Origin of the sequence: Sphingobium sp. Cam5-1 (assembly GCF_015693305.1) — a bacterium.
Lineage (GTDB): Bacteria > Pseudomonadota > Alphaproteobacteria > Sphingomonadales > Sphingomonadaceae > Sphingobium.
The window spans coordinates 2620103-2646234 of sequence record NZ_CP065138.1; the positions used below are offsets into that span (position 1 = coordinate 2620103).

The 26132-nt window shown below is 62.9% G+C and carries 23 protein-coding genes and 1 riboswitch; of the genes, 16 read left to right on the forward strand and 7 right to left on the reverse strand.

Translation table 11 applies throughout. The features are described 5' to 3' along the window. Positions 1-77: 77 nt before the first annotated feature. Positions 78-1169 carry a branched-chain amino acid aminotransferase gene (locus IZV00_RS13045; protein ID WP_196225031.1) on the forward strand — a complete coding sequence of 364 codons (1092 nt, stop codon included), beginning with the start codon at positions 78-80 and terminating at the stop codon, positions 1167-1169. 183 nt (positions 1170-1352) lie between these two features. Then, on the forward strand, positions 1353-2561 hold the full coding sequence (locus IZV00_RS13050; RefSeq protein ID WP_196225032.1) for an FAD-dependent monooxygenase: 1209 nt from the start codon (positions 1353-1355) through the stop codon (positions 2559-2561). Positions 2562-2912: 351 nt separating this feature from the next. On the opposite strand, the gene IZV00_RS13055 is transcribed toward IZV00_RS13050, so the two are convergent. Both IZV00_RS13055 and acs read right to left on the reverse strand, forming a co-directional pair. Next, on the reverse strand, positions 2913-3428 hold the full coding sequence (locus tag IZV00_RS13055; RefSeq protein ID WP_196225033.1) for a cytochrome b: 516 nt from the start codon (positions 3426-3428) through the stop codon (positions 2913-2915). A gap of 25 nt (positions 3429-3453) precedes the next feature. Further along, positions 3454-5397 (reverse strand): acetate--CoA ligase, encoded by a 1944-nt coding sequence (gene acs / locus IZV00_RS13060; RefSeq protein WP_196225034.1) that lies wholly within the window; start codon positions 5395-5397, stop codon positions 3454-3456. A 158-nt stretch (positions 5398-5555) separates the two neighbouring features. Between acs and IZV00_RS13065 the strand changes: the two genes are divergently transcribed. Continuing rightward, a complete protein-coding gene (locus IZV00_RS13065; protein ID WP_196225035.1) occupies positions 5556-6227 on the forward strand; it encodes a glutathione S-transferase family protein in 672 nt (223 codons plus the stop codon). Between the two features lie 4 nt (positions 6228-6231). On the opposite strand, the gene IZV00_RS13070 is transcribed toward IZV00_RS13065, so the two are convergent. Further along, a complete protein-coding gene (locus IZV00_RS13070) occupies positions 6232-7398 on the reverse strand; it encodes a GGDEF domain-containing protein (RefSeq protein WP_196225036.1) in 1167 nt (388 codons plus the stop codon). Positions 7399-7489: 91 nt separating this feature from the next. Next, positions 7490-8371 carry a LysR substrate-binding domain-containing protein gene (locus IZV00_RS13075; RefSeq protein WP_196225037.1) on the reverse strand — a complete coding sequence of 294 codons (882 nt, stop codon included), beginning with the start codon at positions 8369-8371 and terminating at the stop codon, positions 7490-7492. Between the two features lie 336 nt (positions 8372-8707). Between IZV00_RS13075 and IZV00_RS13080 the strand changes: the two genes are divergently transcribed. The 3 genes from IZV00_RS13080 to IZV00_RS13090 all read left to right on the forward strand — a co-directional run bounded on the left by IZV00_RS13080 (position 8708) and on the right by IZV00_RS13090 (position 13251). After that, positions 8708-11002: a CDC48 family AAA ATPase gene (locus tag IZV00_RS13080; protein WP_196225038.1), complete on the forward strand. Its 2295-nt coding sequence runs from the start codon at positions 8708-8710 to the stop codon at positions 11000-11002. A gap of 151 nt (positions 11003-11153) precedes the next feature. Beyond that, the gene (locus IZV00_RS13085) at positions 11154-11780 is read left to right on the forward strand and encodes a class I SAM-dependent methyltransferase (RefSeq protein ID WP_196225039.1); all 627 of its coding nucleotides are present in this window, start codon (positions 11154-11156) and stop codon (positions 11778-11780) included. A gap of 205 nt (positions 11781-11985) precedes the next feature. After that, positions 11986-13251, forward strand: a complete 1266-nt coding sequence (locus IZV00_RS13090) for a glutamate-5-semialdehyde dehydrogenase (protein ID WP_196225040.1) — start codon at positions 11986-11988, stop codon at positions 13249-13251. A 166-nt stretch (positions 13252-13417) separates the two neighbouring features. Here the strand turns inward: IZV00_RS13090 and kdsA are convergent, their stop codons facing one another. Together kdsA and IZV00_RS13100 are read right to left on the reverse strand one after the other, a co-directional pair. After that, positions 13418-14245: a 3-deoxy-8-phosphooctulonate synthase gene (kdsA, locus tag IZV00_RS13095; protein ID WP_196225041.1), complete on the reverse strand. Its 828-nt coding sequence runs from the start codon at positions 14243-14245 to the stop codon at positions 13418-13420. A 5-nt stretch (positions 14246-14250) separates the two neighbouring features. Then, a complete protein-coding gene (locus tag IZV00_RS13100) occupies positions 14251-14544 on the reverse strand; it encodes a hypothetical protein (RefSeq protein ID WP_196225042.1) in 294 nt (97 codons plus the stop codon). Positions 14545-14565: 21 nt separating this feature from the next. On the opposite strand from IZV00_RS13100, the gene IZV00_RS13105 reads away from it, so the two are divergent. Next, entirely contained in the window at positions 14566-15693 is a 1128-nt protein-coding gene (locus tag IZV00_RS13105) for a hypothetical protein (RefSeq protein WP_196225043.1), read from the forward strand. Continuing rightward, positions 15690-17054 (forward strand): cytochrome P450, encoded by a 1365-nt coding sequence (locus tag IZV00_RS13110; RefSeq protein WP_196225044.1) that lies wholly within the window; start codon positions 15690-15692, stop codon positions 17052-17054. Before IZV00_RS13105 ends, IZV00_RS13110 begins: the two co-directional genes overlap by 4 nt. A gap of 140 nt (positions 17055-17194) precedes the next feature. Here the strand turns inward: IZV00_RS13110 and IZV00_RS13115 are convergent, their stop codons facing one another. Then, on the reverse strand, positions 17195-17491 hold the full coding sequence (locus IZV00_RS13115; RefSeq protein ID WP_196225045.1) for a hypothetical protein: 297 nt from the start codon (positions 17489-17491) through the stop codon (positions 17195-17197). A 79-nt stretch (positions 17492-17570) separates the two neighbouring features. Then, a riboswitch (TPP riboswitch) is annotated at positions 17571-17681 on the forward strand. Positions 17682-17733: 52 nt separating this feature from the next. On the opposite strand from IZV00_RS13115, the gene IZV00_RS13120 reads away from it, so the two are divergent. From IZV00_RS13120 to IZV00_RS13155, 8 genes are all read left to right on the forward strand, one after another. Further along, positions 17734-18141 (forward strand): DUF2065 family protein, encoded by a 408-nt coding sequence (locus IZV00_RS13120; protein WP_196225046.1) that lies wholly within the window; start codon positions 17734-17736, stop codon positions 18139-18141. A gap of 11 nt (positions 18142-18152) precedes the next feature. Next, positions 18153-20000, forward strand: a complete 1848-nt coding sequence (gene thiC / locus IZV00_RS13125) for a phosphomethylpyrimidine synthase ThiC (protein WP_196225047.1) — start codon at positions 18153-18155, stop codon at positions 19998-20000. A 137-nt stretch (positions 20001-20137) separates the two neighbouring features. Next, positions 20138-20422: a hypothetical protein gene (locus IZV00_RS13130; RefSeq protein ID WP_196225048.1), complete on the forward strand. Its 285-nt coding sequence runs from the start codon at positions 20138-20140 to the stop codon at positions 20420-20422. Between the two features lie 59 nt (positions 20423-20481). Continuing rightward, positions 20482-21582: a hypothetical protein gene (locus tag IZV00_RS13135; RefSeq protein ID WP_196225049.1), complete on the forward strand. Its 1101-nt coding sequence runs from the start codon at positions 20482-20484 to the stop codon at positions 21580-21582. Further along, complete coding sequence (locus IZV00_RS13140; protein WP_268934787.1) at positions 21539-22636, forward strand: nucleotidyltransferase family protein; 1098 nt, start codon at positions 21539-21541, stop codon at positions 22634-22636. The genes IZV00_RS13135 and IZV00_RS13140 overlap by 44 nt, the downstream gene beginning before the upstream one ends. Positions 22637-22750: 114 nt before the next feature. After that, on the forward strand, positions 22751-24691 hold the full coding sequence (locus IZV00_RS13145) for a DUF4838 domain-containing protein (RefSeq protein ID WP_196225051.1): 1941 nt from the start codon (positions 22751-22753) through the stop codon (positions 24689-24691). A gap of 66 nt (positions 24692-24757) precedes the next feature. Further along, positions 24758-25549 carry a transporter gene (locus IZV00_RS13150; RefSeq protein ID WP_230463376.1) on the forward strand — a complete coding sequence of 264 codons (792 nt, stop codon included), beginning with the start codon at positions 24758-24760 and terminating at the stop codon, positions 25547-25549. An 11-nt stretch (positions 25550-25560) separates the two neighbouring features. Continuing rightward, the gene (locus tag IZV00_RS13155; protein WP_196225053.1) at positions 25561-26127 is read left to right on the forward strand and encodes a DUF4337 domain-containing protein; all 567 of its coding nucleotides are present in this window, start codon (positions 25561-25563) and stop codon (positions 26125-26127) included. Positions 26128-26132 lie beyond the last annotated feature (5 nt).

Sequence of the window (26132 nt, forward strand, 5' to 3'; positions counted from 1 at the left end):
GGTCAGTAATCATGACCCATTGTTTCGGCCAGCCGTTTGTGACATAGGCGGCCGGTCCTACTAGAGGAGCATTGATCATGGACGTCCAGCAGAAGTCGCGCTTTACCGTCAACCCGAGCAGCAAAGCTGTGGCGGCTGACCAGCGCGCACTATTGCTGGAGGACCCCGGCTTTGGCCGCCTGTTCACCGATCATATGGTGACGATCCGCTATACCGAGGGGCAGGGGTGGCACAGCCATGCCGTCGGCCCGCGTGAGCCGTTCCAACTCGATCCCGCCTGCGCCGTGCTGCATTATGCGCAGGAAATCTTCGAAGGCATGAAGGCCTACCGGCTTGAGGATGGCAGCATCGCCATGTTCCGGCCGGAAGAAAATGCCCGCCGCTTCGCCGAATCGGCGGAACGCATGGCGATGCCTGTCCTGCCCGAAGACATTTTCCTGGAGGCTGTCGAGGAACTGGTGAAGATCGACGCCGCGTGGATACCCGGCGGCGAAGGCAGCCTGTATCTGCGCCCCTTCATGTTCGCGAGCGAGAGCTTCTTGGGTGTCCGCCCGGCGGCGGAATATATCTTCTGCGTCATCGCCTCGCCCGCAGGCGCCTATTTCAAGGGCGGCAAGAAGGCGGTCACGCTTTGGGTGTCGGAACATTATACCCGCGCGGCAAAGGGCGGCACGGGCGCTGCCAAGTGCGGCGGCAATTATGCCGCGAGCCTGGTGGCCCAGTCCGAAGCGACGAAGCACGGCTGCGATCAGGTCGTCTTCCTCGACGCCGCCGAGCATAAGTGGGTCGAGGAACTGGGCGGCATGAACGTCTTCTTCGTCATGGACGACGGGTCGATCGTGACCCCGCCGCTGTCCGGCACAATCCTGCCCGGCATCACTCGCAACAGCATCATCACCCTCGCCCGAGCCAAGGGGCATGATGTGCGCGAAGAACCCTATAGCTTTGCACAGTGGCGCGACGATGCGGCCAGCGGCAAGCTGCGCGAGGCGTTCGCCTGCGGCACGGCTGCGGTCGTGACGGCAATCGGCACGGTGAAGAGCGTCGATGGCGACTTCACCATCGGCAACGGGGATGGCGGGATCGTTACGGAAGCCCTGCGCGCCGAACTGACCGGCATCCAGCGCGGAACGGTTGCGGACCCCGCTGGTTGGGTGCGCAAGCTTTAAGGCAGCGAACCGCTCACTCCCGAACGGGGGATGTGGATAGATTATTCGCGCAGAGGCGCAGAGATCGCAGAGAGAAAAACCTCTGCGTCCTCTGCGCCTCTGCGCGAACCAATGTGACTCAGCACTCTTTGGCCGGGGTTTGTCACGCTTCCCAATTGGCCCCCAAGCGCCTAGATAGCTTGCATGCAACGTTTTGACGTCGTCATCTTGGGCGGGGGCCTGGTCGGGCTGACCCTTGGCATCGCGCTTTCCGGTCATGGGGTGCGTTGCGCCGTCATCGATCCCGCTGATCCGGTGGAAACCAGCGCAGTCGGTTTCGACGGGCGCGTGTCCGCCATTTCCTCCACCAGCCATGCAATGCTGTCCGCGATCGGTGTGGCCGCATTGCTGGAAGGGAAGGGCTGCCCCATCGACCGCATCTGGGTCAGCGACGGGCTGGAGCCCGGTGCGCTCGATTTCGCGCCCGATGCCGACGATGGGGTCATGGGGATCATGTTCCCCAATCGCGACCTGCGAATCGCCCTGGCTCAGGCAGCGGAGAAAGCGGAAAACCTCACGCGTTTCCAGCCAGACCGCGCCATCCATGTCGATCGCAATGCCGATGGCGTCAGCCTTACGCTCGCCAGTGGTCAGGTTCTGCACGGCGCGCTTCTGGTGGCCGCCGAGGGCCGGAACAGCCCGACGCGCGAAGCGGCGGGCATCCGCACCACGCGCTGGCAGTATAAGCATACCGCCATGGTGACGGCGATCGACCATGAGGTGCCGCACGCCAACACAGCCTATGAGATTTTCTATCCTGGCGGCCCCTTCGCGCTGCTGCCGATGTTGCCCGGCACGCGATCGGCAATCGTGTGGACCGTGCCGACCGAGCAGGCGCCGGTGATGCTGAAATTATCCGAGCGGGCGTGGCTCGCCGAAGCGCAGAAGCGCATGGGCGGTTTCCTGGGCGAAATATCGCTTGCAGGGTCGCGCTCCAGCTATCCGCTCGGCTTCCACCATGCCGCGCGGATCACCGACACCCGGTTGGCGCTCGTCGGTGACAGTGCCCATGCGATCCATCCGATCGCCGGGCAGGGCCTGAACCTCGGCTTCCGCGACGTTGCGGCGCTGGTGGAGGTGCTGGTCGAGGGCATGCGCCTTGGCCTTGATCCCGGCGATGCTCAGCTGATGGCACGCTATCAGCGCTGGCGCGGGCTGGACGCGATGTCGGTCAGCGTAGCCATGGACGGGCTCGTCCGGCTGTTTGACGTTCCCGGCCGAATCCCCTCCGCCGTCCGCCGCTTCGGCCTCGCCGCCGTCCAGCGCACGCCCATGCTCAAGAATCGCTTCATGGCGGAAGCGCGGGGCGAATCCGGCGCGCTGCCCAAGCTGCTGATCGGGGAATTAGTTTAAAAAACAAAAGGCTTAATGGCCACGGCAACCTTCTCCTTTTATAGCCCCGGAGGGCGGCAAATCGCGCCGCTCTATCGAAGGAAAAGTAAGTAAGTGTCATTTGCAGATGCGTGCATCGCTCTTGGAGTGATGATCGCCTTTGCGACCTTGGTCCTCAAGATCGTGGAGGTTTCGCGCTCCAAATAGGTGTGCGTCGGGCGGAGGGGCGTTGCCGCGCCCCTCCAAACGATTGAGCCCCCACCATTGCCGTGGCGGGGGCTCTTATCATCAAAGGCAAGACAGCCCGTGACATTTGCTCGAGAAATGTAGCGCAAGTACCCTTAAATTTCAACCAAATGTTGAAAGCTGGCCTTACCCCAACATCCGCCGCATCACATCGTCCTTCAGGATGAAGTGATGGCGCAGCGCCGCCGCGACATGCAGGACGAGGAGCGCGATCCAGGCAAAGGCGAATATCTCATGCGCCTCCGAAGAAAAGCCAACGATCGCGTCATCCTTCGTCACCGCAAATTTCGGCACATCGAACAGGAAGAACCAGTTGAGCGGCCATTTTCCCGCCGAACTCATGATCCAGCCGGTGAGGGGCACCAGCAGCATGAAGGCATAAAATGTGTAGTGCGTGACCTTCGCGGCCAGCCTTTCCCAAGCGGGCAAACCCTCGGGCAGGGGCGTTTGCCGGTGGGTCAGGCGCCAGACCAGCCGAAGGATCGCCAGCGCCAACACGGTGAGGCCGATCGATTTATGCACCGGCATCACCTGCCAATCGCGCGGCAGGGACTCTTGCGCGAGGCCCAGCGCCAGATTGAACAGGATCAGGATCGCCATGATCCAGTGCAACGTGCGGGCAACCAGGCTGTATCGTTCCACCGGCGTCTCCTGATCCTTGGGTGCTTTATCCGTGACGGTTCGCGACCAGATTATCCACCACCGAAGGATCGGCAAGGGTGCTGGTGTCGCCCAGAGCCTGCGCCGATACTTCACCCTCTGCAATCTTGCGCAGGATGCGGCGCATGATCTTGCCCGACCTGGTCTTGGGCAGGCTAGGGGCGAACTGGATCACGTCGGGCGTGGCGATCGGGCCGATCTCGGTGCGGACCCAGGCGACCAGCGTCTTGCGCAATTCCTCGCTCGGCTCCTCGCCGCTGTTCAGCGTGACATAGGCGTAGATGCCTTGGCCCTTGATGTCATGGGGCATGCCAACCACAGCCGCTTCGGCGACCGCTTCGTGCAGCACCAGCGCGCTTTCCACCTCGGCCGTGCCCATGCGATGTCCAGACACGTTGATCACATCATCGACGCGGCCAGTGATCCAATAATAGCCGTCCGCATCGCGGCGCGCCCCGTCCCCGGTCGTATATTTACCGGGGAAAGTCGTGAAATAGGTCTGGAAAAAGCGCTCATGATCGCCCCAGACGGTGCGCATCTGGCCCGGCCAGCTTCCGGCGATGACCAGATTGCCCTCCGCAGCGCCTTCCTGCACCTGGCCCTCGCTATCGACGATCTGCGGGATCACGCCCGGCATCGGCAGCGTCGCCGAACCCGGCTTCAGGTCCGTCGCGCCCGGCATAGGGGCGATCATCGCCGCGCCGGTCTCCGTCTGCCACCAGGTGTCGATGATCGGGCAGCGATCCTCGCCCACGACATGATGATACCAGCGCCACGCTTCGGGATTGATCGGCTCGCCCACGGTGCCGAGCAGACGCAGCGACTTGCGGCTGGTGGAGCGCACAAACTCGTCGCCCTCCTTCATCAGCGCGCGCAAAGCAGTGGGCGCGGTGAAGATCGTCTGCACCTGATGCCGGTCCACCACTTCCCAGATGCGGCTGGGGGTCGGATAATTGGGAACGCCCTCATACATCAGCGTCGTCGCGCCGTTTGCGAGCGGACCATAGACGATATAGCTGTGCCCCGTGACCCAGCCGATGTCCGCCGCGCACCAGTAGATGTCGCCAGGGCGATAGTCGAAGCATAGCTCATGGGTCAGGCTCGCCCACAGCAGATAGCCGCCCGTCGTGTGCAGCACGCCCTTGGGCTTTCCGGTCGAACCTGACGTGTAGAGGATGAACAGCGGGTCTTCCGCGTTCATCGGCTCAGGCGCACAGTCGGCGGACGCCTTGGTGGCTTCTTCATGCAGCCACAGGTCACGGCCTTCCTGCATGTTGACGGCACCGCCAGTTGCCTGGACCACGACGACTTTCTTGACGCTCGGGCAATCCTTGAGCGCAGCATCGACATTGGCCTTGAGCGGCACTTGCCTGCCCGCGCGGCACCCTTCGTCAGCGGTGATGACGATGTTCGAATCGCAGTCGATGATCCGCCCCGCCAGCGCCTCGGGCGAAAAGCCGCCGAACACGACCGAATGGATCGCGCCGATCCGCGCGCAGGCGAGCAGGGCGAATGCGGCCTCCGGGATCATCGGCAGATAGACGGTGACGCGGTCGCCCTTCTTCGTGCCCGCGGCTTTCAGCACATTGGCGAAGCGGCAGACCTGCTCATGCACCTCAGCATAGGTGTAGCGGCGCGGCTCCGCATCCGGCGAGTCCGGTTCCCAGATGATCGCCGTCTGCTCGCCACGTTCGGCCAGGTGCCGATCGATGCAGTTGGCGCTGACGTTCAGAACCCCGTCGGCGAACCATTTCACGCCGAAATCCGCTTCGTTGAAGCTGCTCTCGTCGGTCTTGCCGGGGAAGGTCAGCCAGTCGAGGCGCTTCGCCCGCTCCAGCCAATAGGCTTCAGGATCATTGATCGACCGCTGATAATCTGCCTCACGACCATCCCGGTCGAGCAACGCCGAAGCAGCCCATTCCTTAGATACCGGGAAAAAATCGTCAGACATCGAACATCCTTTCCTATGTGTTGTCGGCCCCTCTAGAGGGTAGAGACGATCATCGGAAGCCCGGATCGCCTTCAAGCTGTCAGAGTGGCCCGCATTTTAAGCAGCAGCCAGCCATTTTGCCGCTTTTCGCGGGCGCCGCCTCCGCTTAACAGGAAGCCATGTGGCAGCTCTTCCAATTCCCGCTTTGTCCTTTCTCCCGCAAGGTGCGCCTGCTGCTCGGCGAAAAGGGGATAGGCTATGATCTGGTGCGCGAATCGCCTTGGGAAGCGCGCGACGAATTTCTCGATCTTAATCCCGCCGGGACCACGCCGGTCATGGTCGATCAGGAAAAGGGATCGACGCTGATCGACAGCCAGGCGATCTGCGAATATTTCGAGGAAACGGTCGAGAAATTCCCGCTGATCTCCGGCACGGCTGCGGGCCGGGCGGAGGTGCGGCGGCTTGTCGCCTTCTTCGACCAGAATTTCTACGGCGATGTCGTCGGCCCGCTACTTCATGAGCGGATGAAAAAGCGGTTGATCGAACGGGCGCCACCCGATGCCCGCGTACTGCGTGAGGCGATGAAGCGGGCCAATGTCCATATGGATTATATGGACTATCTGCTCGATCACCGCAGCTGGATGGCGGGCGGCACGATGAGCTTGGCCGACATCGCGGCGGCCGCGCATCTGTCAGTCGCGGACTATCTGGGCGGCATCGACTGGGCTGGGCATGAGACGGTGAAGCGCTGGTATGCAGGCTTCAAATCGCGCCCGTCCTTCCGGCCTCTGCTGTCGGAGCGGATGGAGGTCATCACCCCGCCGCCCCATTATGAAAAGCCGGACTTTTAGGGAATCATTCGCCCTCAACCGCGAGATAGACGCGGTTCCGGCCGTGCTCCTTGGCCAGATACAGCGCCCGGTCGGCCGCCTTCAGTGCCGCGCGCGGATCGTCATGGGCCAGCACATTGGCAACGCCCGCCGAAAAGCTGACCCGCTCCATGCGCTCGCCATTGGTGCGGTTGACCAGGCTGCGCGTGGCAAGGTCCCGCCGGACATCGTCCACCGCCTCGCACGCTTCCGCCGCCGTCTTGCCCCGAAACAGCATGACGAATTCCTCGCCGCCGTGACGCGCGACATGGCACTGGTCGTTGCTCGCCTTGGCCAGCAGCCCCGCGACGAACTTCAGCACCCGGTCGCCCGTATCATGGCCGTGCGTGTCGTTGATCACCTTGAAATGATCGATGTCGCAGAAAGCGACAGCCAGCGGCTGGCCTTCCTTCCGGGCCATCGCCACCTCCTCGCGCAATGTCCCTTCAAAAGCGCGCCGGTTGGGCAGGCCCGTCAGATGGTCATGCTCTGCCGCCCGCCTCGCATTGGCCAGGCTGGATCGAAGCGCATGATTCTGCTTCTGGTTCTGGCGTAGTTGGCCTTCGACCTGACGGGTCTTTTCGACCATGGACCGCGTTAGGGCTACCAGCCGTGCAAGGACGGGTTCGTTTTTCGCGCCAGCGGTAAGGCCCTTCACTTCTTCCTGTAGCGCCGCGCCATAATCCTTCGCCGAATTGCGGGATTCGGTCATCAGGCCGGTAAATTCGGAGAGATTCTCTTCGACCTTCGCCAGCATCGTGGACAGCGCCTCGGGCGTCACCTCGTCCCCGCGCTGCTCCGCCACGATTTCTTCGACCCAGCTGTTGCTGATCTTGCCACGCTCCGCCAGCACCGCCTTGATCGCCTTTTCCACGCCGATCTGCGACCCGGTCAGATAATCATGCGCGACGCCGAAATTCAGCGGTGTGAGGTCAAGATCGTGCGCGAAAAGGAAATTGCCGATCTCGTCATATAGCTTGCGCCGCCGATTGATCTCGCGATGCGCAGTGCTGCCAGAACGGGCGCGCTGGGGTTCAGCTTCGTCCGTCTCTTCCTCTACGTCCGGTTTGCCCGACAGGCCGCGAGCCCATCGAGTCAGACGATCGGCCAGGCCGTGCTGCGGGTTTACGGATGATGATGATGCCCCAGTCATGCCGGTAATAACGGATCGAACTGACCAAGGTTAAGAGCGCGGGAGTCAAAAAAACGCCCAGCCCCCGATCCACCGACAATATTGGCGTCGATCAGATGTCCGCGGCGATCAGCCAGTCGCGGAAAATGCGCACCGCGCGTGTCTGCAAGGCGCGGGGCCGACAGACGAAATAATAGCGATAGGGGCTTTCCACCCGCGTTTCGGGGAAGAGGCGAACGAGCCGTGCGTCGTCCGCTTCCTTGAAGTGGCTCGCATGCATGACCGCGACGCCCAGGCCCTGCGCCGCCGCCTCCAGCATCAACTGGCCCGAATCATAATTGTCGATCGCGAGCGGTTGCAGGTCCGGCAACCCCACCGCTTCCTTCCACGCATCGAACGAAAGGTTCATGTCGCGATGAAGCAGGATGGTGTGCTCCGCCAGGTCCGCGGGAGTCGCGATCTTCTGCGGCGATTCGAGCAGCGCCTTGCGGCCGATCAGATAGACTTCGTCATGATCCAGCTCATGGGCATAGAGCGCCGGATCGATATCCTTCGCAAGGACGATGGCGGCGTCCAGCCCTTCGCCCAGCCGCGCCACGGCGTGCGGCGTCGTTTCGATATCGATGTGCAACTGCGGATGCTTCTGCCGCAACGCGCCCAGATGGGGGAACAGCCGCTGCGTCGCGAACAGCGGCATCACCGCTAGGCGCAGGCGAAGCTGGTTGCCGCCGCTCTGGATATTCTCCAGCGCCTGGCTCAGCGAATCAAGCGCGGGCGCGATGTCGTCGAGCAGCTTCTGGCCATCGGCATTGATTTCCAACGCCTGATGCTTGCGGTCGAACAGCGGGCGACCGATGAATCGTTCCAACGCCTGAACGCGGCGGCTGAGCGCGGGCGTGGACAGCGCCAGTTCTTCAGCCGCAGCCTTGACCGAGCCGAGGCGGGCTACCTGAACAAAGGCCTCAAGGGCGGTAAGGGGCGGCAGTCTGCGCATAATCGTTCTGTAGCTTAGCCATAACTCTGTTGCGACGCGTCATCGGTACGCTTCGAAGGTTGAGCGGCCTATCCCAAGTCATCCTCTTTTCACCAGCACGAAAAAGCGTCAACCGGTAAGATGCAAATTTTGCAACCGTCTCGTTCTTTTCGCAATTGCAAAATATCATGCTGCGCCGCACATAGGAAAGGCCTTTCAGGCATCCTCTCCTAAAACTTTTCGGGCTGGCCTTCGGGTCGGCCCTTTTTTTGTCCCGGTCCGTCATGATCGATGGCCCCTTTCCTTGGCGACCGGCGTTTCCTATCTCGTTACGCAGTGACAAGAATGGGGATGGCAATGGCCGAACAGGAAAGCGCGGAACGCCGAATTCAGGTAGCAAATGCGCGACCCGAAGACGCAGGACGCGGGCTTGCGCGCATTCCGCTGGCGGTAATGGCGGAACTTCATCTGGCCGAGGGCGACGTGATCGAAATCGCGGGGAAGCGGTCGACGCCTGCCCGCGTGGTCCGCCCCTACAAGGAAGATGAGGGTCTCGATGTCCTTCGTCTCGATGGGTTGCAGCGCGCCAATGCCGGGGTCGGATCGGGCGATTTCGTGCACATCAGCAAGATTGAACCACGCCCCGCGCAACGGGTCGTGTTCGCGCCTGCACAAAATAATCTACGGTTGCAGGGCAATCCGGAAGCATTGAAGCGCGTGTTCTTTCAACGTCCGCTCGCCGCTGGTGACATCGTCGCCACGGCAGGGCAACAGCAGGTCCCACCCAGTGACATGCCTCCGCAGCTGCGCCAGATGCTCGCAGCACCCGCCTATGCGCTGCAAGAAATTCGGCTCGTCGTTGTGTCGACCGTGCCCAAGGGCTTCGTCCAGATCGACGCCGATACAGAGATCGAATTGCGCGCCGAATATGAGGAGCCGCGAGAATCCCGACGTGCCGATGTCACATATGACGATGTGGGCGGCATGGCCGAAGCAATCGACCAGCTGCGCGAAATGGTCGAGCTGCCGCTGCGCTACCCCGAATTGTTCGAACGGTTGGGCGTCGACCCGCCCAAGGGCGTGCTGCTCCATGGCCCGCCGGGCACGGGCAAGACCCGCCTAGCCCGCGCCGTCGCCAATGAATCGGAGGCTGAGTTCTTCCTGATCAACGGGCCGGAGATCATGGGATCGGCCTATGGCGAATCGGAAAAGCAGCTGCGCGAGATATTCGAGGCGGCGGCCAAGTCCTCGCCCTCGATCCTGTTCATAGATGAGATCGATTCGATCGCACCCAAACGCGGCAGTGTGACCGGCGAGACCGAAAAGCGGCTTGTCGCGCAGTTACTGACGCTGATGGACGGGCTGGAACCGCGCACCAATCTGGTCGTCATCGCCGCAACCAACCGGCCAGAAGCTATCGACGAGGCGTTGCGCCGCCCCGGCCGCTTCGACCGCGAGATCATCGTCGGCGTGCCCGATGAGCGCGGGCGTCGTGAGATCATGGGCATCCATACCCGCGGCATGCCGCTGGGCGAGGGCGTCGATCTCGGTGAACTCGCGCGCATGACCTATGGCTTTGTCGGCGCAGACCTGGCGGCGCTCACGCGGGAGGCGGCGATCGAGACGGTGCGCCGTTTCATGCCGCGCCTCAATCTGGAGGAAGGGATCATCCCGCCCGACGTGCTGGAGGAATTGTCCGTCACGCGCGAAGACTTCATGGCCGCGATCAAGCGGGTGCAGCCTTCGGCCATGCGCGAAGTGATGGTTCAGGCGCCTAATATCGGCTGGTCCGACATTGGCGGTCTGGACGAAGCGCAGATGCGGTTGAAGGAAGGGGTCGAGCTGCCGCTGAAAGACCCCGACGCTTTCCGGCGGATTGGCATCCGTCCGGCGAAGGGCTTCCTGCTCTACGGTCCTCCCGGCACGGGCAAGACGCTGCTGGCCAAGGCGGTCGCACGAGAAGCGCAGGCGAACTTCATCGCGACCAAGTCCAGCGATCTGCTGTCCAAATGGTATGGAGAAAGCGAACAGCAGATCGCACGCCTGTTTGCCCGAGCAAGGCAGGTGGCGCCCACGGTCATCTTTATCGATGAGCTGGACAGCCTTGTCCCCGCGCGTGGCGGCGGCCTTGGCGAACCAGCGGTGACGGAGCGGGTGGTGAACACGATCCTCTCCGAGATGGATGGGCTGGAAGAACTGCAATCGGTCGTCGTCATCGGCGCAACCAACCGGCCGACGCTGATCGACCCCGCACTGCTGCGGCCCGGCCGCTTCGACGAGCTTATCTATGTCCCGGTGCCGGACAAGGCAGGGCGTAGGCGCATCCTGGCGATCCATACGGGCAAGATGCCGCTGGGCGAGGATGTTGACCTCGATGATCTGGCGGAACGGACGGAGCGGTTCACCGGCGCGGACCTGGAAGATCTGGTCCGCCGCGCCGGTCTGGTCGCGCTGCGCCAATCCCTGTCGGTGGAGCGGGTCGAGCAGGCGCATTTCAACGAGGCGCTTGAGGAAACCCGCGCGTCGGTGACGCCGGAGATGGAGCATGAATATGAAAAGATTCAGTCCCAGCTGAAGCAGAGCGCCATGCGGGTAGACCCCATCGGCTTTGTGGCACCGGGGATGCTCCGATCCCGCGAATCGCAATCTTAACAAGGGCCAGCGGATTGCGGATTGAACCCATCCGCAGTCCGCGCGTTCGCTTACCCATGGCCGGGCAATATGCCCGCCAGCATGCAAAGCGGCTTGCCAGGCTTGCCGATATTTGCAAGGCCCCGACGTGAAGGCAAACAGGCGAGTATTGATGGCCTCCATTCCCTTGAAGAAAAAAGCAGATCCGACGTCATTCCTGGGTCAGTGGAGCATGTTTTTCCGCCAGTTCGTGAAGCATCCCGGGATGATAGGTTCCGTGATCCCCTCTTCGGCTGCGCTGGTGGATAGCATGCTGGATCGCGTGGATTGGCAGCGTACGCGCCTGTTCGTGGAATATGGACCGGGCGTCGGCACCTTCACCCGCCCGATCCTGGAGCGCATGCACCCGGACGCGAAGCTGGTGGCGATCGATCTTAACCTGGACTTCGTCGCGTGGCTCGAAGCGCAGATCGATGATCCACGGTTGCGCGTCGTGCATGGATCAGCAGCGGACGTGCGCCGCTTCATCAGCGAAGCCGGGCATCAGCAGGCCGACTACATCCTCTCGGGCATTCCCTTCTCCACCCTGCCCGATGGCGTGGGCGAGCTGATCTGCGCGGAGACGCAGCGCGCGCTGCGGCCGGGCGGGGAATTTCTTGTCTATCAATATTCGGCATATGTCCGTCGGCTGCTTGCCGGGCAGTTCAACGAGATCGCCGAGCGAGTCGAATGGCGCAACATTCCGCCATGCCGTACCTTCCGCGCGCTGAAGGCGGAAAGTCTGGCGCAGGCTGCCTGAAATATCATCCCACCCCGTTCGCCCTGAGCCTGTCGAAGGGCCTTTCTTCTCTTCAAATTAGGTGGAGGGCTTCCACAAGCTCCGTCTGGGGAATTGGTTGGATTACGAGATGAGCGCCATAATGTTATAGCGTAGCCAAAGGCACCCAGTGCATTTCGTCCCGCGACGCTTTCATGCTAAGGGCGCGGGCGAAAGGCTCGACCAGATGAATGACCTGACCCAGACTCCCGAAATGCTGATTGCCGCGATGGGCGCACGCGCCCGTGCCGCTGCCGCGACGCTGGCCAGAGCAAGCGACGCGCAGAAGATCGACGCCCTGCGCCGTGCCGCGCAGGCGCTTCGGGATCAGGCGCCGCAAATCCTTGCGGCGAACGCGCGCGATGTGGAAAACGCCGCCGCCAATGGCCTTTCGCCAGCCATGCTCGACCGCCTGCGCCTTGACGAAGCCCGCGTGGCGGCAACGGCCGCTGGCGTCGATCAGGTCGCGAGCCTCGACAATCCGCTTGGGCGCGTCATCGACAAGCAGGTCCGGCCCAACGGCATGGAACTGTCCCGCGTCCGCGTGCCTTTGGGCGTGATCGGTATCATCTATGAAAGCCGCCCCAATGTGACCGCCGACGCCGCCGCGCTGTGCCTGCGCGCGGGCAACGCGGTCATTCTGCGTGGTGGCAGCGAGGCGAAGGAGAGCAATCGCGCCATCCACGCCGCCATGGCCGAAGGCATCGCGGCTGCGGGCCTCCCTGCCGACGCAGTGCAACTGGTGCCGACGACGGATCGCGCCGCCGTGGGCGCGCTCCTCAAAGCGTCGGACTTCATCGACCTCATCGTCCCGCGCGGCGGCAAGAGCCTCGTCGCTCGCGTGCAGGAAGAGGCGCGCGTTCCCGTACTCGCGCATCTCGACGGCATCAACCACAGCTATGTGGATGGCGCGGCAGATCCGGACATGGCGGCCAAGCTGATCGTCAACGCCAAGATGCGACGGACGGGCATCTGCGGCGCGACCGAGACGGTACTGATCGACAAGGCCTTCGGAGCTGCCCCCGCCATCGTGAAGGCCCTGCTCGACGCCAAGTGCGAAGTGCGCGGCGACGCGGCGGTGCAGGCGATGCACGCCCGCGTCACCGCTGCATCGGACGAGGATTGGGATACCGAATATCTCGACGCCATCGTTTCCGTGCGGCTGGTCGATGGGCTGGACGACGCGCTAGCCCATATCGCCGCTCACGCGAGCCATCACACCGACGCGATCATCACCGAGGATGCGGAGAAAGCTGAGCGCTTCCTCAACGCCGTCGACAGCGCGATCGTCATGTGGAACGCCTCCACCCAGTTCGCGGATGGCGGCGAGTTCGGGCTGGGCGCGGAGATCGGCATCTCAACCGGTCGCCTCCATGCGCGCGGCCCGGTGGCGCTGGAAGGCCTCACCACCTACAAATGGCTGGTGCGCGGAACAGGCCAGACGCGGCCGTAGGCTAATATTTTTGCGGGTGCGCGGAGAAATTGGACCAAGTCTCCAAACCTCTCTGCGTCCTCTGCGCCTCTGCGCGCATATAAGATATTTCGCGCAGAGGCGCAGAGGACGCAGAATGGATGAAAAAGGGCTGCGCCCATTCCCTCCGTGTCTCCGCGCGAACCCCCTATCCCTTCACGGCCTCATCGATAGCCTTCAACTTCGCCAGCAGCGGCCCCATCCACTCCAACGGCAGCATGACAGGCCCATCCGAAGGCGCTCGATCCGGATCATCATGCGCCTCGGCAAATACCGCCGCAACGCCCGCAGCGACCGCACTGCGCGCCAGCACCGGCGCAAATTCCCGCTGACCACCCGAAGCTGACCCTAGGCCGCCCGGCTGCTGCACGGAATGGGTTGCATCAAACACCACCGGATAGCCGGTCTCACCCATCACCGGCAGCGACCGCATATCGCTGACCAGCGTATTATAGCCAAAGCTCGCCCCGCGCTCCGTCAGCAATATGCGCTCATTGCCGGTGGAGGCGACCTTCTGCGCCACCGCCGCCATGTCCCAGGGGGCAAGGAACTGCCCCTTCTTCACATTGACCACAGCCCCAGTCCGCCCAGCCGCCAGCAACAAGTCCGTCTGGCGACACAGGAATGCCGGGATCTGCAATATATCCACCGCCTGCGCCGCCGCCTCCACTTGCCCCGCCTCATGCACATCGGTCAGCACCGGACAGCCCAACTGCGTCTTCACCTCAGCCAGTATCGACAGCCCCGCATCGATCCCCACGCCACGCTGGCCCGACACCGAAGTCCGGTTCGCCTTGTCGAAGGAGGATTTGAAGATGAACGGCACGCCCGCCATCCGGGCAATTTCCGCCAACTTCTCCGCCATCATCATCGCATGATCGCGGCTCTCAATCTGGCAGGGGCCGGAAATCAGGACGAACGGCAGATCGTTGCCGATCGTAACTGGCCCAACGGAAACATGGCGTTGCTGTGTCATGCCGCTCACTTCGGCGCTTTCGCAAAACGGCGCAAGAGCTGTCCCCGCCAAAGCCCCTTGCCGGGATGATAGTTCCAGCAGAACCAGCCGAACAGCAGGCAGGCGAGCAGCGCAGGCAGCGCCATCGGATCGCTATTGTCGCGCATATGCTGATAAAAGGCTAAATCCGCCCTCCACCGGTCCCGCTCACTGCCGCCGCCATTGATGCCATAGGCATTGTCATGTTTCCGGCAGCCGATGTTTCGGTTGTATTTGCGGTGATCTATGAAATAGCAGTAGTCGCGTTCGGGTGTCGTCATGGCCCGATGTGGAACAGGGCCGTGCAGAAGTTCAAGCGTAAAGTCTTCTACCTTGGCGGATTTGATCCGCGTGGGGTGCGTTTTTATCACCAACTCTATCGGGAGCAGGCGGAACGCTATGCGCGCCTCTCGGGCGAGCAGGTGGAGGTAAGCGCGCGCCGGGCAGGCCCGGCCTCGTCGGCCATCTGGACCGTTACCAACCACAGCGCCGGGGTCGAAACCGACTACGAATTTCTCCGTTGGGAGGATCTGGTCGGCAAGGTGTGGATCCGCAATCCGCTGCTCCTCGCATGGCGATCGATCGCCACCTACGCCGCCCACGCCCGGCACATGCAGTTCCTGCGGATGCGCAGGCTGCGGCCCGGCCCCGTGATTACCATCCTATACCCGCCGCTGCTCGCCATCCTTATCCCGCTCGCGCTGGCGTTGATCCCCGCTTTGCTGTTGTCGCTGCTTATGCCCATCTGGGCGGCAGCGCTGATCGGCATCGGTATCAGCACCCTGCTTTCGAGCCGATTGCTTAACAAACTAATCGTCCCCTGGCTGCTGCGCTTCATGTATTACAACCACAGCGTCGCAGCGCGCGGTCCCGGTGAGGAAATGGACGCCCGCCTCGATCATTTCGCCGCCAGCATTGCGCAGGAGATCGACGGCCCGTGGGACGAAGTCATCTTCGCCTCCCACAGCAACGGCACCATCTACGCCATGAGCGTTCTTCGCCGCATATTGGAACTGCGCGAGGGCAGACCGCTACCGGACAACTTCACCGCCCTGACGCTCGGCCAAGTCGTCCCCGTCATCGCCCTCCGCAAGGACGCGCGCTGGTATCATGCCGACCTGAAGGCGCTGGACGAGGGGCAGTTCCGCCTCGTCGATTTCTCAGCGCCCCCCGACGGCGCCGCCTATCATGACGTCCACCCGATCCGGCTGGTTTCCGATCGCTGCGCCGCCCGCGTTGACCTGCTTTCGCCGCGCTTCCACCTCTTCTACGATCCGGAAAATTATCATAGCGGCTGGTCGAACAAATATGAGGCGCATTTCGACTATCTGCGCGTCGGCGACCGCCTGTCCCCCGTCGATTACGTCAGCCTGACCGCAGGCCGCCGCACCATCGACGAAGCCATCGCCGCATTCAGGGCCATCCCGTGACCGAACCCTTCACGCCTCCCTATCCGCAGCCGCCCCGGACCAAGCGCGGCCTGATGAAGCGCTTCCTGCGCGGCTGGCACAGCTGGATTCATGTGCTGTTCGAAAAAAGCTACACGATGAAGCTGGGCGAAATCCGCATGCCCGGCCAGATCATGTACATCGCCAATGAACTGCCCCTGGTGGACAAGGTGCTACGCGGCGGAACCGCCTTTCCCAAGCATCGCGAACTGGGGCGCAACCTCTCGCCGCTCATCGGCAACAGCGTCTTTTCTGCCAATGGCGAGGATTGGGAAAGCCAGCGCGCGATGGTGAACCCGGCCTTTGCCCATACCGCGCTGCACCGCTCCATGCCGCTGATGGTCGCCGCAGCGGACGATCTGCTCGCTCGCATCGATGCCGCCGACCGGACCAAGCCGGTCGACATCGACCCGATGATGACCCATGTCGCGGCCGACATCATCTTCCGCACGCTCTTCTCCGAAGCTTTGGACGAGCACCGCTCCAACATCATCCACAACGCCTTCGGCAAGTTTCAGCGCTACGCCCACAGTGCCTCGATGCTGCGGCTCTACGGCTTCCCCGCGCGCTGGTTCGAACAACGGTCACTCAAGCCCGCCAAGGCGATCCACGACGTGTTCCGCCCGATCGTGGAGGCCCGCTATCAGGGCTTCCATGAGCGCGGGGAATCGCCGCACAAGGACATCCTCCAGTCGCTGATCGCGGCGAAGCATCCCGAAACCGGTGATCCCTTCACCCTGCAACAGGTGATGGATCAGGTTTCGACCGTCTTCCTCGCGGGCCATGAAACATCGGCCAGCACCATGACCTGGGCGCTCTACATGCTCGCGGAATGCGCCCATATCCAGAATGCCGCGCGCGCCGAAGTGGTGGCGCTGGCGGGCGAGGAGGCGCTCACCGCCGCGATGCTCAAGGACATGGGGCATGTCCGCAACATCTTCCGCGAGACGTTGCGCCTCTATCCCCCCGTCGCCTTCTTCCCGCGCGAAGTGCCTTGCCCCATGCCAATGCGCGACAAGCAGTTGGAGGAAGGGGCGATGCTGGTCGTCGCGCCCTGGCTCACGCAGCGAAACAAGGATAATTGGGGCTGCCCGCACAGCTTCGATCCCGATCGCTTCGACGATCCCGCCAATGCCGATATGGTGAAACAGGCCTGGTTCCCCTTCGGCCGAGGCCCCCGCGTCTGCGTCGGCGCAGGCTTCGCCCAGCAGGAGGTGATGACCGTGATCGCCAGCGTCCTGCGCCGCTACCGTCTGTCCGTGCCGGAAGGGTTCAAACCTGAACCGATCAGCCGCCTGACGATCCGCCCGAGGACGGGCATGAAGCTGATGTTCAGAACCTAATTATTCCCCTCCCGCAGGCGGGAGGGGTTAGGGGTGGGCGCGAGCGAAGCGAGCTTCATCGTCAGCCTCCTGAAGTAAGCAGATGTTGCGCGGGCCCACCCCCGGCCCCTCCCGCCTGCGGGAGGGGAGAAGAAGTGATCCTACCCCCTAACCCGCCCAACCATCACCTGTCCCGCCGCACGCTCCCGCACATAACGCCGCTTCAGCACCACGCTCGCCACCAGCAGCGGCACGCCAATCATCACGCAAATCGCCCCCAACATCGGCGGCCACAGCCCGAACAGGCTATGCACATCCAGCGCCGACGGGGTCAGCACCAGCAGGAACCCGGCGGTCAGCAGCCACAGCCCCCAGCGCCTTGGCCGCACAGCCACCATGCGCATTTCATGCCGGTGCGCCTTGCGCCCTTCCTTGGTGGACAGATCATGATGCTTCATCGCTTGCCATAAAAGCGGCAAAGCGCCCCTTATGTCCAGCGCAATGGGCTGGCGTCGCCTGCACATTTCCGCTATTGCCACCCAATCCCCGGGGGACCGCTCACAAGCGGTTGAGAGGCGGCTGATGTGGCTGCGACCCGCTGAACCTGATCCGGATAAGACCGGCGTAGGGAGGGACGGCTTGTCACCGGCAAACCGAATCCTCCTTCCGCCCAGCGATGAAGAGGAGGATGGAACTGCCGATGGACACAATCTCCATCCTCACCTTGCGTCTTTCCGAAGCGATCGGCCTGTATATGATCATCGTCGGCATCGGCGGCCTCATGGCGCCGTCCCGGTGGCGGGCGATGATGGACGATCTGGAACGCTCGCCGGGGCTGGTCATCGCGCTCGGCTTCCCTGTCTTCGCGGTCGGCGCAGCTCTCGTCCTCATCCATAGCATCTGGACCGATCCGCTGGCCGTCATCGTCAGCCTGATCGGCTATGCCGCGCTGATCGAAGGGGCGCTGCTGCTCGCGACTCCTGCCCCGCTTCTCAAGGCCGGCCGCTGGTTACTGAACTTCACCCGCATCTGGGCAGCCGTTTCGATCCTGCTCGGCATTCTCCTCTTCCTCGCCGGCCTCACTGGCCGTGCCACCATCATCGCCTGAAAGGAACCACCATGGCCGACATCCCAGCCCGCACCGAAATGCGCGTCACTACAGGCCCTATCCGGGGCAGCCGCAAGATCCATGTCGGCCCGCTCAAGGTCGCCATGCGCGAGATCGACCTTGAACCCGGCAGCGGCGAGCCGCCCGTTCGCGTCTACGACACCTCCGGCCCCTATACCGATCCGAACGCGCGCATCGACATCATGGCGGGCCTGCCAACGCTGCGCCGCGACTGGATCATTGGCCGCGGCGATGTGGAAGAATATGACGCCCGCGCCATCCAGCCGGAAGACAATGGCCTCAAAGGCCCCGACCGCAGCGGCGGAGTCCAGCCTTTCCCCCATGTCGTCAAGCGCCCCCTGCGCGCCAAGCCCGGCATGAACGTCTCCCAGATGCACTATGCCCGTCGCGGCATCATCACGCCCGAGATGGAATATGTTGCCGAGCGCGAGAATCTCGGGCGCGCCCGCCTAGCCGAATATGTCCGCGACGGGCAGGACTGGGGCGCGGAAATCCCCGACTACGTGACGCCCGAATTCGTCCGCGAAGAGGTTGCGCGTGGCCGTGCCATCATCCCATCGAACATCAACCACCCGGAAAGCGAGCCGATGGCGATCGGCCGCAATTTCCTGGTGAAGATCAACGCCAATATCGGCAACAGCGCCGTGGCCTCCGACGTGGCGAGCGAAGTCGATAAGCTGGTCTGGTCCATCCGCTGGGGCGCGGACACCGTGATGGACCTGTCGACCGGCCGCAGCATCCACGACACGCGCGAATGGATCATGCGCAACTCGCCGGTTCCGATCGGCACCGTGCCCATCTATCAGGCGCTGGAAAAAGTCGGCGGCATCGCCGAGGAACTGACCTGGGACATCTTCCGCGACACGCTGATCGAGCAGGCCGAACAAGGCGTCGATTATTTCACCATCCATGCGGGCGTGCGCCTGCCCTATATCCCGATGACCGCCAAGCGCGTCACCGGCATCGTGTCGCGCGGCGGGTCGATCATGGCGAAATGGTGCCTCGCCCACCACAAGGAAAGCTTCCTCTACGAGCATTTCGATGAAATCACCGAGATCATGAAGGCCTATGACATCGCTTATTCGTTGGGCGATGGCCTGCGTCCCGGCTCGATTGCCGACGCCAATGATGAAGCGCAGTTCGCAGAGCTCTATACGCTGGGCGAACTGACAAAGCGCGCCTGGGAACAGGATGTGCAGGTGATGATCGAAGGGCCGGGCCATGTGCCCATGCACAAGATCAAGCAGAATATGGACAAGCAGCTGGAGGCGTGCGGCGAAGCGCCCTTCTACACCTTGGGGCCGCTCACCACCGACATCGCGCCGGGTTACGACCATATCACCAGCGGTATCGGCGCCGCGATGATCGGCTGGTACGGCACGGCGATGCTTTGCTACGTCACGCCCAAGGAACATCTGGGCCTGCCCGACCGCGATGACGTGAAGGTGGGCGTCGTCACCTACAAGCTAGCCGCCCACGCCGCCGACCTCGCCAAGGGTCACCCCGCCGCCAAGGTCCGCGACGACGCGCTGAGCCGCGCCCGCTTCGAGTTCCGCTGGCGCGACCAGTTCAACCTGTCGCTCGACCCGGACACGGCGGAGAAATATCACGACCAGACCCTGCCCGCCGAGGGCGCGAAGACCGCGCACTTCTGCTCCATGTGCGGCCCCAAATTCTGCTCGATGAAAATCACGCAGGAGGTCCGGGACTTCGCAGCGAAGCAGAACCAACCCGCCGACTCATTCATCGCGGCCGAAGATGCGGAAAAAGGCATGGCCGAAATGAGCGAGACTTTCAAAAATAAGGGGGGCGAGATTTACCTTCCCGCTTCGGACTGATCTGTCCAAGCCCATGAAATATCATCGCCTGTGAAGAGCGTGGCGGGGTATACCTTCTGATATACCCCGCCATAGCAGTGCGGTCGGTTCGGCCCAGGTGGTAGCTTGCCTCAATCCTGAAAAAGAGGAGGCTACCCTTGGCTGAGGAACCCACCATTCTGGCTGCGACCGAAGACCGCCGCAACTTCCTGAAAACCTGCGGGCGGTTCGCTGCGACCGTTCCCCCGGCAATGACGATCATGTTGTCGACCTCCCTGTCGTCACAGGCAATCGCGGCATCGGGCGGCGGCGGCGGCGGCGGCCCCAAGGGCAATAATGGTGTCGGCAACGGCCCCGATCCCCAGCCTCCGGGCAACCCGCCGATCAATGACGGCCCCGGCACCAGCCCCGGCAATCCGGGGAACAAGGGCGGCAAACACTGAGCGCCAAGGTTCAGCTGATTGATGGCGAATGGGCGGAGCGCCCTCATGGGGCGGAATTGATGCTGCGCCTTACACCCGGGACTTCGATGACCTTCATCGGCGATCAGCCGGTGATCGTTTCGCAGTCCCGGCACGCCATTTATGAACTGAACCAGATAGCAGGCTATATCGGATGCCGCCTTGAGGACGGGGTGTCCCTGTCGCAACTTGCGCAGGAAGTCGCCGACCGGGGCGTCGATCAGGCCGCGTCCATGCTCGACACGGTGCTGGCGGAATGGTCCCACTCCGGGCTGGTCCGCGCCACTGCCCGCCCGCCCGCATCCGCGCCCATCCTGATGCAATCCATATCGCTCGGTGGTCGCGCCCTCACGCTGCGCTATCATGACGAGGCGCTGGTACGGCACGTGGCGCCGCTTTTCGCCCATCTTCAAACGGATGCGGCCTCAACGCCACCCTCCACCATCTATCATCTCTGGCAAAGCAACGGGCTTTGCCTCTTCAGCCGTGATGCGGGCGATGCCTCCGTCCTGCAACTCCATCAGGCCGCCACCCTGGTCAAGGCGCGGATCATCCAGGACATCATCGATGATCCCCGCTGGAACCTGGCGCTGCATGCGGGCTGCGTCAGCCGCAATGGAAAGGCGCTCCTGCTGACCGGGCCTCCGGGCGCGGGGAAGACGACCCTGACCTCGTGGCTGATCGGCAGCGGCTTTGCCTATCATGGCGATGACATCAGCATGCTAAGACCAGACGGCCAAGTGCTGGGCCTTCCCTTTCTGCCAACCGTCAAATCTGGCGCCTGGCCGATGATGGCCGCGCGCTACCCGGGGCAGCTTCAGCCGCTGATCCACTGGCGGCCCGATGGGCGGCGGGTGCGTTACCTCGCCTTGTCACCGCCATCAGGGCAAGCGCCCCTGCCGGTGGGCTGGATCTTGAAGCTGCGGCGGACGAAGGGCGCGCCCGCGCGCCTGATCCCGCAACGCCCCACTGCACTGGTCAAGCATTTGCTCTCCGAAGCCGCCTCGTGCAGCGGAGAGGCGAGCCGCCCCGCGATCGACAGCCTGATCCGCGCCGTCGGCGGCGCCCGGACCTGCGAACTGGAATATGACGATCTGGATGAAGCGGCCGCGCTGCTGGGGGTATTTTGTGATCCGGCTTGATCACCTAAATGGCTTATTGTCCTGCCTGCGGGGTCAAACACCCTCGCATGCCGATTGGCCGCGTATCATTGCGCTCGCCAACAAGACCTTGTGCAGCCCCGCCGTGGCCGCGCGGCTTAGAAAAGCCGGACGCTTTCCCGCACTGCCATCGGATGTCGCGACATTTTTTGCCGAGATGGAAAGGCGCAATGGCGACCGTAACGATCGCATCATGGCGCAACTGGACGAAGCCGCCGCGACGATGAACGCGGCCGGTGTGTCGCCGATCCTGCTGAAGGGCACGGCATGGCTGGCTCATGCGCCACCGGACGAACGTGCCGCCCGGATGCTGGCGGACATCGACCTGATGGTGCCCGCCGATCGTTTCCTGCCCATGATCGATCAACTGCGCGGCATCGGCTACTGCCCCGACAGCCCCGATCCCCAGCCCGGAGTGCCCGTTGTCCTCTCGCGCCCGCAGGATACGGCGACGATCGACCTTCACTCCGATTATGGCAGCGCCAACACGCTCTCCTATAGCTTTGATGACCTGGCGCAAAATGCCGCCCTGCTGGAACTGGCGGGCGGGATAGTCCTGCTGCCATCGCCGGTTGCATGCACCGCGATATTGCTGCTGCATGACCAGTTGAAGGGGAGGGACTATTTGCGCGGCCGGATCGACCTGCGCCACCTGCTCGACATGCAGTCCTTCGCCAGCCGCTTCCAGCAGGATGATTGGGATGAGCTGAACCGGCATTTTCAGTCCGGCTATGCCCGCAACGCGATGCGCACCCAATTGCTCACGGCGCGCAAGTTGCTCGGCATGGAAGTGCCACGCGCCCTGACGCGGGGAATCCGTGCGCGGCTCCAATATATACGACGGCTCGCCCAGTTGCGCTGGCCCGGCCTGGCGCCCTTTCTGACCTTCCTGTCCCTCCTCGATCCCAGTTATGTCCTCGCCCGACGAGCCGCCCGAAGGACGCTGCTCGATGGCGAGCCGATCGCGGCCTCCGGACTGCCCAGGCGTGAAAGCCTGGAACGGCTGTTCATCCGCAACGAACTGGGGAAAATATAGGAAAGGCCCTGCTGTCCTTTCACCATTTGGACGTACTCCCTCCGCCACCGCCCCCAGGACCGTCAATTGGATTAAGAGGGGCGGCACCCTGATCGGAAGGGAGGAGGGCTGCCAATGGGACAAGCCATTTCACGCAGGACATTTTCCTTCGGATCGGCGGCAGCCCTGCTTTCGGCGCAAACCATGGGCCAAGGCCAGGCGGCATCCCCATCCAGCGTAACCCTGATCGAGGGCGGCATTCCCCGCCCGCTGGTCATACCGGATCAGCCGCTAGATTGCGTGGTCTATGCCGCGCGGGAACTCGCCGCGCATCTTTCGAAGGCCACCGGCACGCTGCCCCAGATCATCCCGGAACACGTAGCGTCGGGGCAAAGCACGTCAGAAGGCTTCTTCTTCCTGGGTGATACCGCCATTGCACGCGCATCGATCGATCTGGGCAGCCTCGCCCCTGAAGCCTGCATCCTTCGCACGATCGGAGGAAATTTCTGTATCGCGGGGCGCGATGGCCCTGGCGACCCGCTGGACCCGGATGTCACAGCAGGCACGTTGTTTGGCGTTTACCATTTTCTGCAAAACCATCTGAAGGTCCGCTGGCTTTGGCCCGGCGATCTGGGAACCATGGTGCCGAAAACGGCATCCCTCATCGTGCCGAGCCTGGACGAGGTCGTCGCTCCCCATTTGATGCAGCGTCATGTTCGCCTGTTCAAACCGGGCAAGATCGACCGTCCCGAACTCGGCTTTTCCACCACGGCGGCGGCGGACTACCGCGCGGAGGAGCGCATATTCATCAGGCGCCACCGGATGGGCCGCCGCCAGCACATCGGCTATGGCCATGCCTTTGGCGACTGGTGGGCAAAATATGGGGATCAGCATCCCGAATGGTTCCAGCTTGTCGATGGACGGCGCGGACCGGTAAAGCCGGGCGCCCGCTTTTCGATGTCGATCGCCGACCCCGGTCTGCACCAACAGATCGTCACCCTCTGGCGCGAGAAGGGCGGCGCCAGACGAGGGGCAAGCTTCATCAACGCGGTCGAAAACGACATCCCCGGGCTTTGCGAATGCGCGCTTTGTCGCGCGCTCGATAGCCCTCCACCGCCTGACTATCTGACATTCATTCCACCCCAATCGAAAATGGCCCGCCATCCTTTCGTGACGGATCGGTATGCGCGCTCCTGGCTCGAAATCCAGCGCCTCGCGGCTCGGGATAATCCCGACGTCACGGTCGTGGGCTACGCTTATTTCAACTATTTCGCGCCGCCGACCTCTGGCGTGCGGCTCAACAAGAACATTCTCGTCGGCTTTTGTCCTTCGTCATGGTTCTACCCGCGCACGGCGGCGGTGCAGGAGTGGATGAAGAAGCAATGGCGCGGCTGGGCAAACACCGGCGCGCGCATCTTCCTGCGCACGAACCATTTCCTCGATGGCTATTGCATGCCGTTCATCTTCGCCCACCAGTTTGCGGACGAATTCCGGAACGCGGCCACGAACGGCCTGGTGGGCACCGACTTCGATTCCCTCACCGGGCAATGGGCGACCCAAGGCCCGACGCTCTACCTACTGATGCGCCTTCAGTCTCAGCCGGACGCAGATGCCAATGCGTTGCTGGAGGAATATTATGCCTGTTTCGGCCCCGTCGCTGCGGACGTGAAGGCCTATTTCGAGCATTGGGAAAACTACACGATGAACCTCAGCGGAAGATTGGAGCAGACCTTCGCCGAATTGAAGGCGTCGCGCTGGAAAAGCTGGGCCAGGGCGGCGGCCATCGTCTATCCGGAAGGAAGCTTTGCAGCCGGACAAAAACTTCTGTCCAAAGCCGTGCAATCTGCGGCGCATGATCCGCAAGCGGCTGAGCGGGTGAACTTCCTACAACTCGGGCTGGAACATGCGCGGCTCTGCTGCCGGGCGGCTAGTGCGCGCAGTGCGGGCGGGGTGCAGAAGTCCGAAGCGGGCGGGCAGGCGGCCGATGCCCTTATCCAGTTCCGGCGGCAGCACGAACGCACCTGGATCGCAAATTTCGATCATTGCGCCTGGGTCGAGGGTGAGAGCTGGAATTGACCTCTGCCAATGTGCGTGAAGGCGCTGCTTTACAATGCATGCGGCGGCAATTAGCGCAGAGCCGTGATGAAGCTCTTCGTGCCCGTCGCTGCCCTTGTGACGCTTCTGGCGAATGGGGCGGCGGCGCGGGACTATTGTCCCGATCGCCCCGGTTTGGACACGCCGCCCTGTACCCTTGAACCGGGCGCTTTATCGGTGGAAACATCGGCCGTCGACTGGACGCATGACACGTCGCCGGACTCGGTAAGCGATACCATTTTGCTGGGCGACGTCGCACTGCGCTATGGCATCGCGGAGCATGCCGAGCTGCGCCTGGGCTGGACCGCTTCGGGCATCGTCCGTACCCGCGATCGCCAAACCGGGGACGTCCAACGGCAATCAGGCTCAGGCGACGTCAGCATCGGGATCAAGCGCAACCTGATCGACCCCGATGGACACGATCTGTCGGCTGCTTTTCTGCCCTGGATCAGCGTGCCGACGGGCGGCAGTGCGATTGGCGCCGGTGATTGGGGCGGCGGCGTGCAGCTTCCCATCAACGTGCCCGTGGCGGAGAAGCTTTCCCTGCTGTTCACGCCGGAGATAGACGCAGCCGTGGACAGCGACCGAAAGGGGCGGCATCTGGTCTATGGCTCGGCGGGTGGCATCAACTTCTCCGCAAGTCCGCTGTTCAACCTTGCTATCGAAGGCGCCGTGATGCGCGACGATGATGCAGGGAAAATCAGCACGCAGGCCGTCGCGGGCCTCTCCGCCGCACTGATGGTTGGCAAGGCTGCTCAGGTCGATATCGGCTCCGAATTCGGCCTCAACCACGACACGCCTGAAAGGCGCATCTATATCGGTCTCGCCCGGCGCTTTTGATAGAGGACGCCATGGAAGTCGAACTGAATGCAGAGGCGAAGGACAAGCGGCTTAATCGCATGGTCGCGATCACGGTCGTCATCCTCTCCATCTTCACGGGCATGTGCAACATCAAGGATGGCAACATAGTCCAGGCGATGCAGCAGGCGCAGTCCAACGCTGTAGACAGCTGGAATGAATATCAGGCGGCCAAGACCAAATTGCATATCAGCCAGACCAGCCGCAGTCAGATTGTCCTTCTGGCCGACACGCCTCATCGGCAGGCGCTGTCGAAACGCACCGTCGATGCGCTTGATGCCAGCATCGCGAAATATATCCGGGAAGTGCCTGCTCTGGCTCGGCAGGCAAAGGCCGATTCCGCCCTTTATGATGCCCTCAACGTCCATGACGACCAATTCGACGCGAGCGAGGCCATGATTTCCACCGCCATATCACTCGCCGCCGTCGCCGCGCTGGTGGAAAGCGCCTGGCTGCTCGGCGTCGGCTGGATGTTCGGTGCGTTCGGAATGTTCCTGGGCCTGTGCGGCTTTGCCGGTTGGGCGTTCCACCCCGATATACTCAGCCACTTCCTTGGCTGATCCGG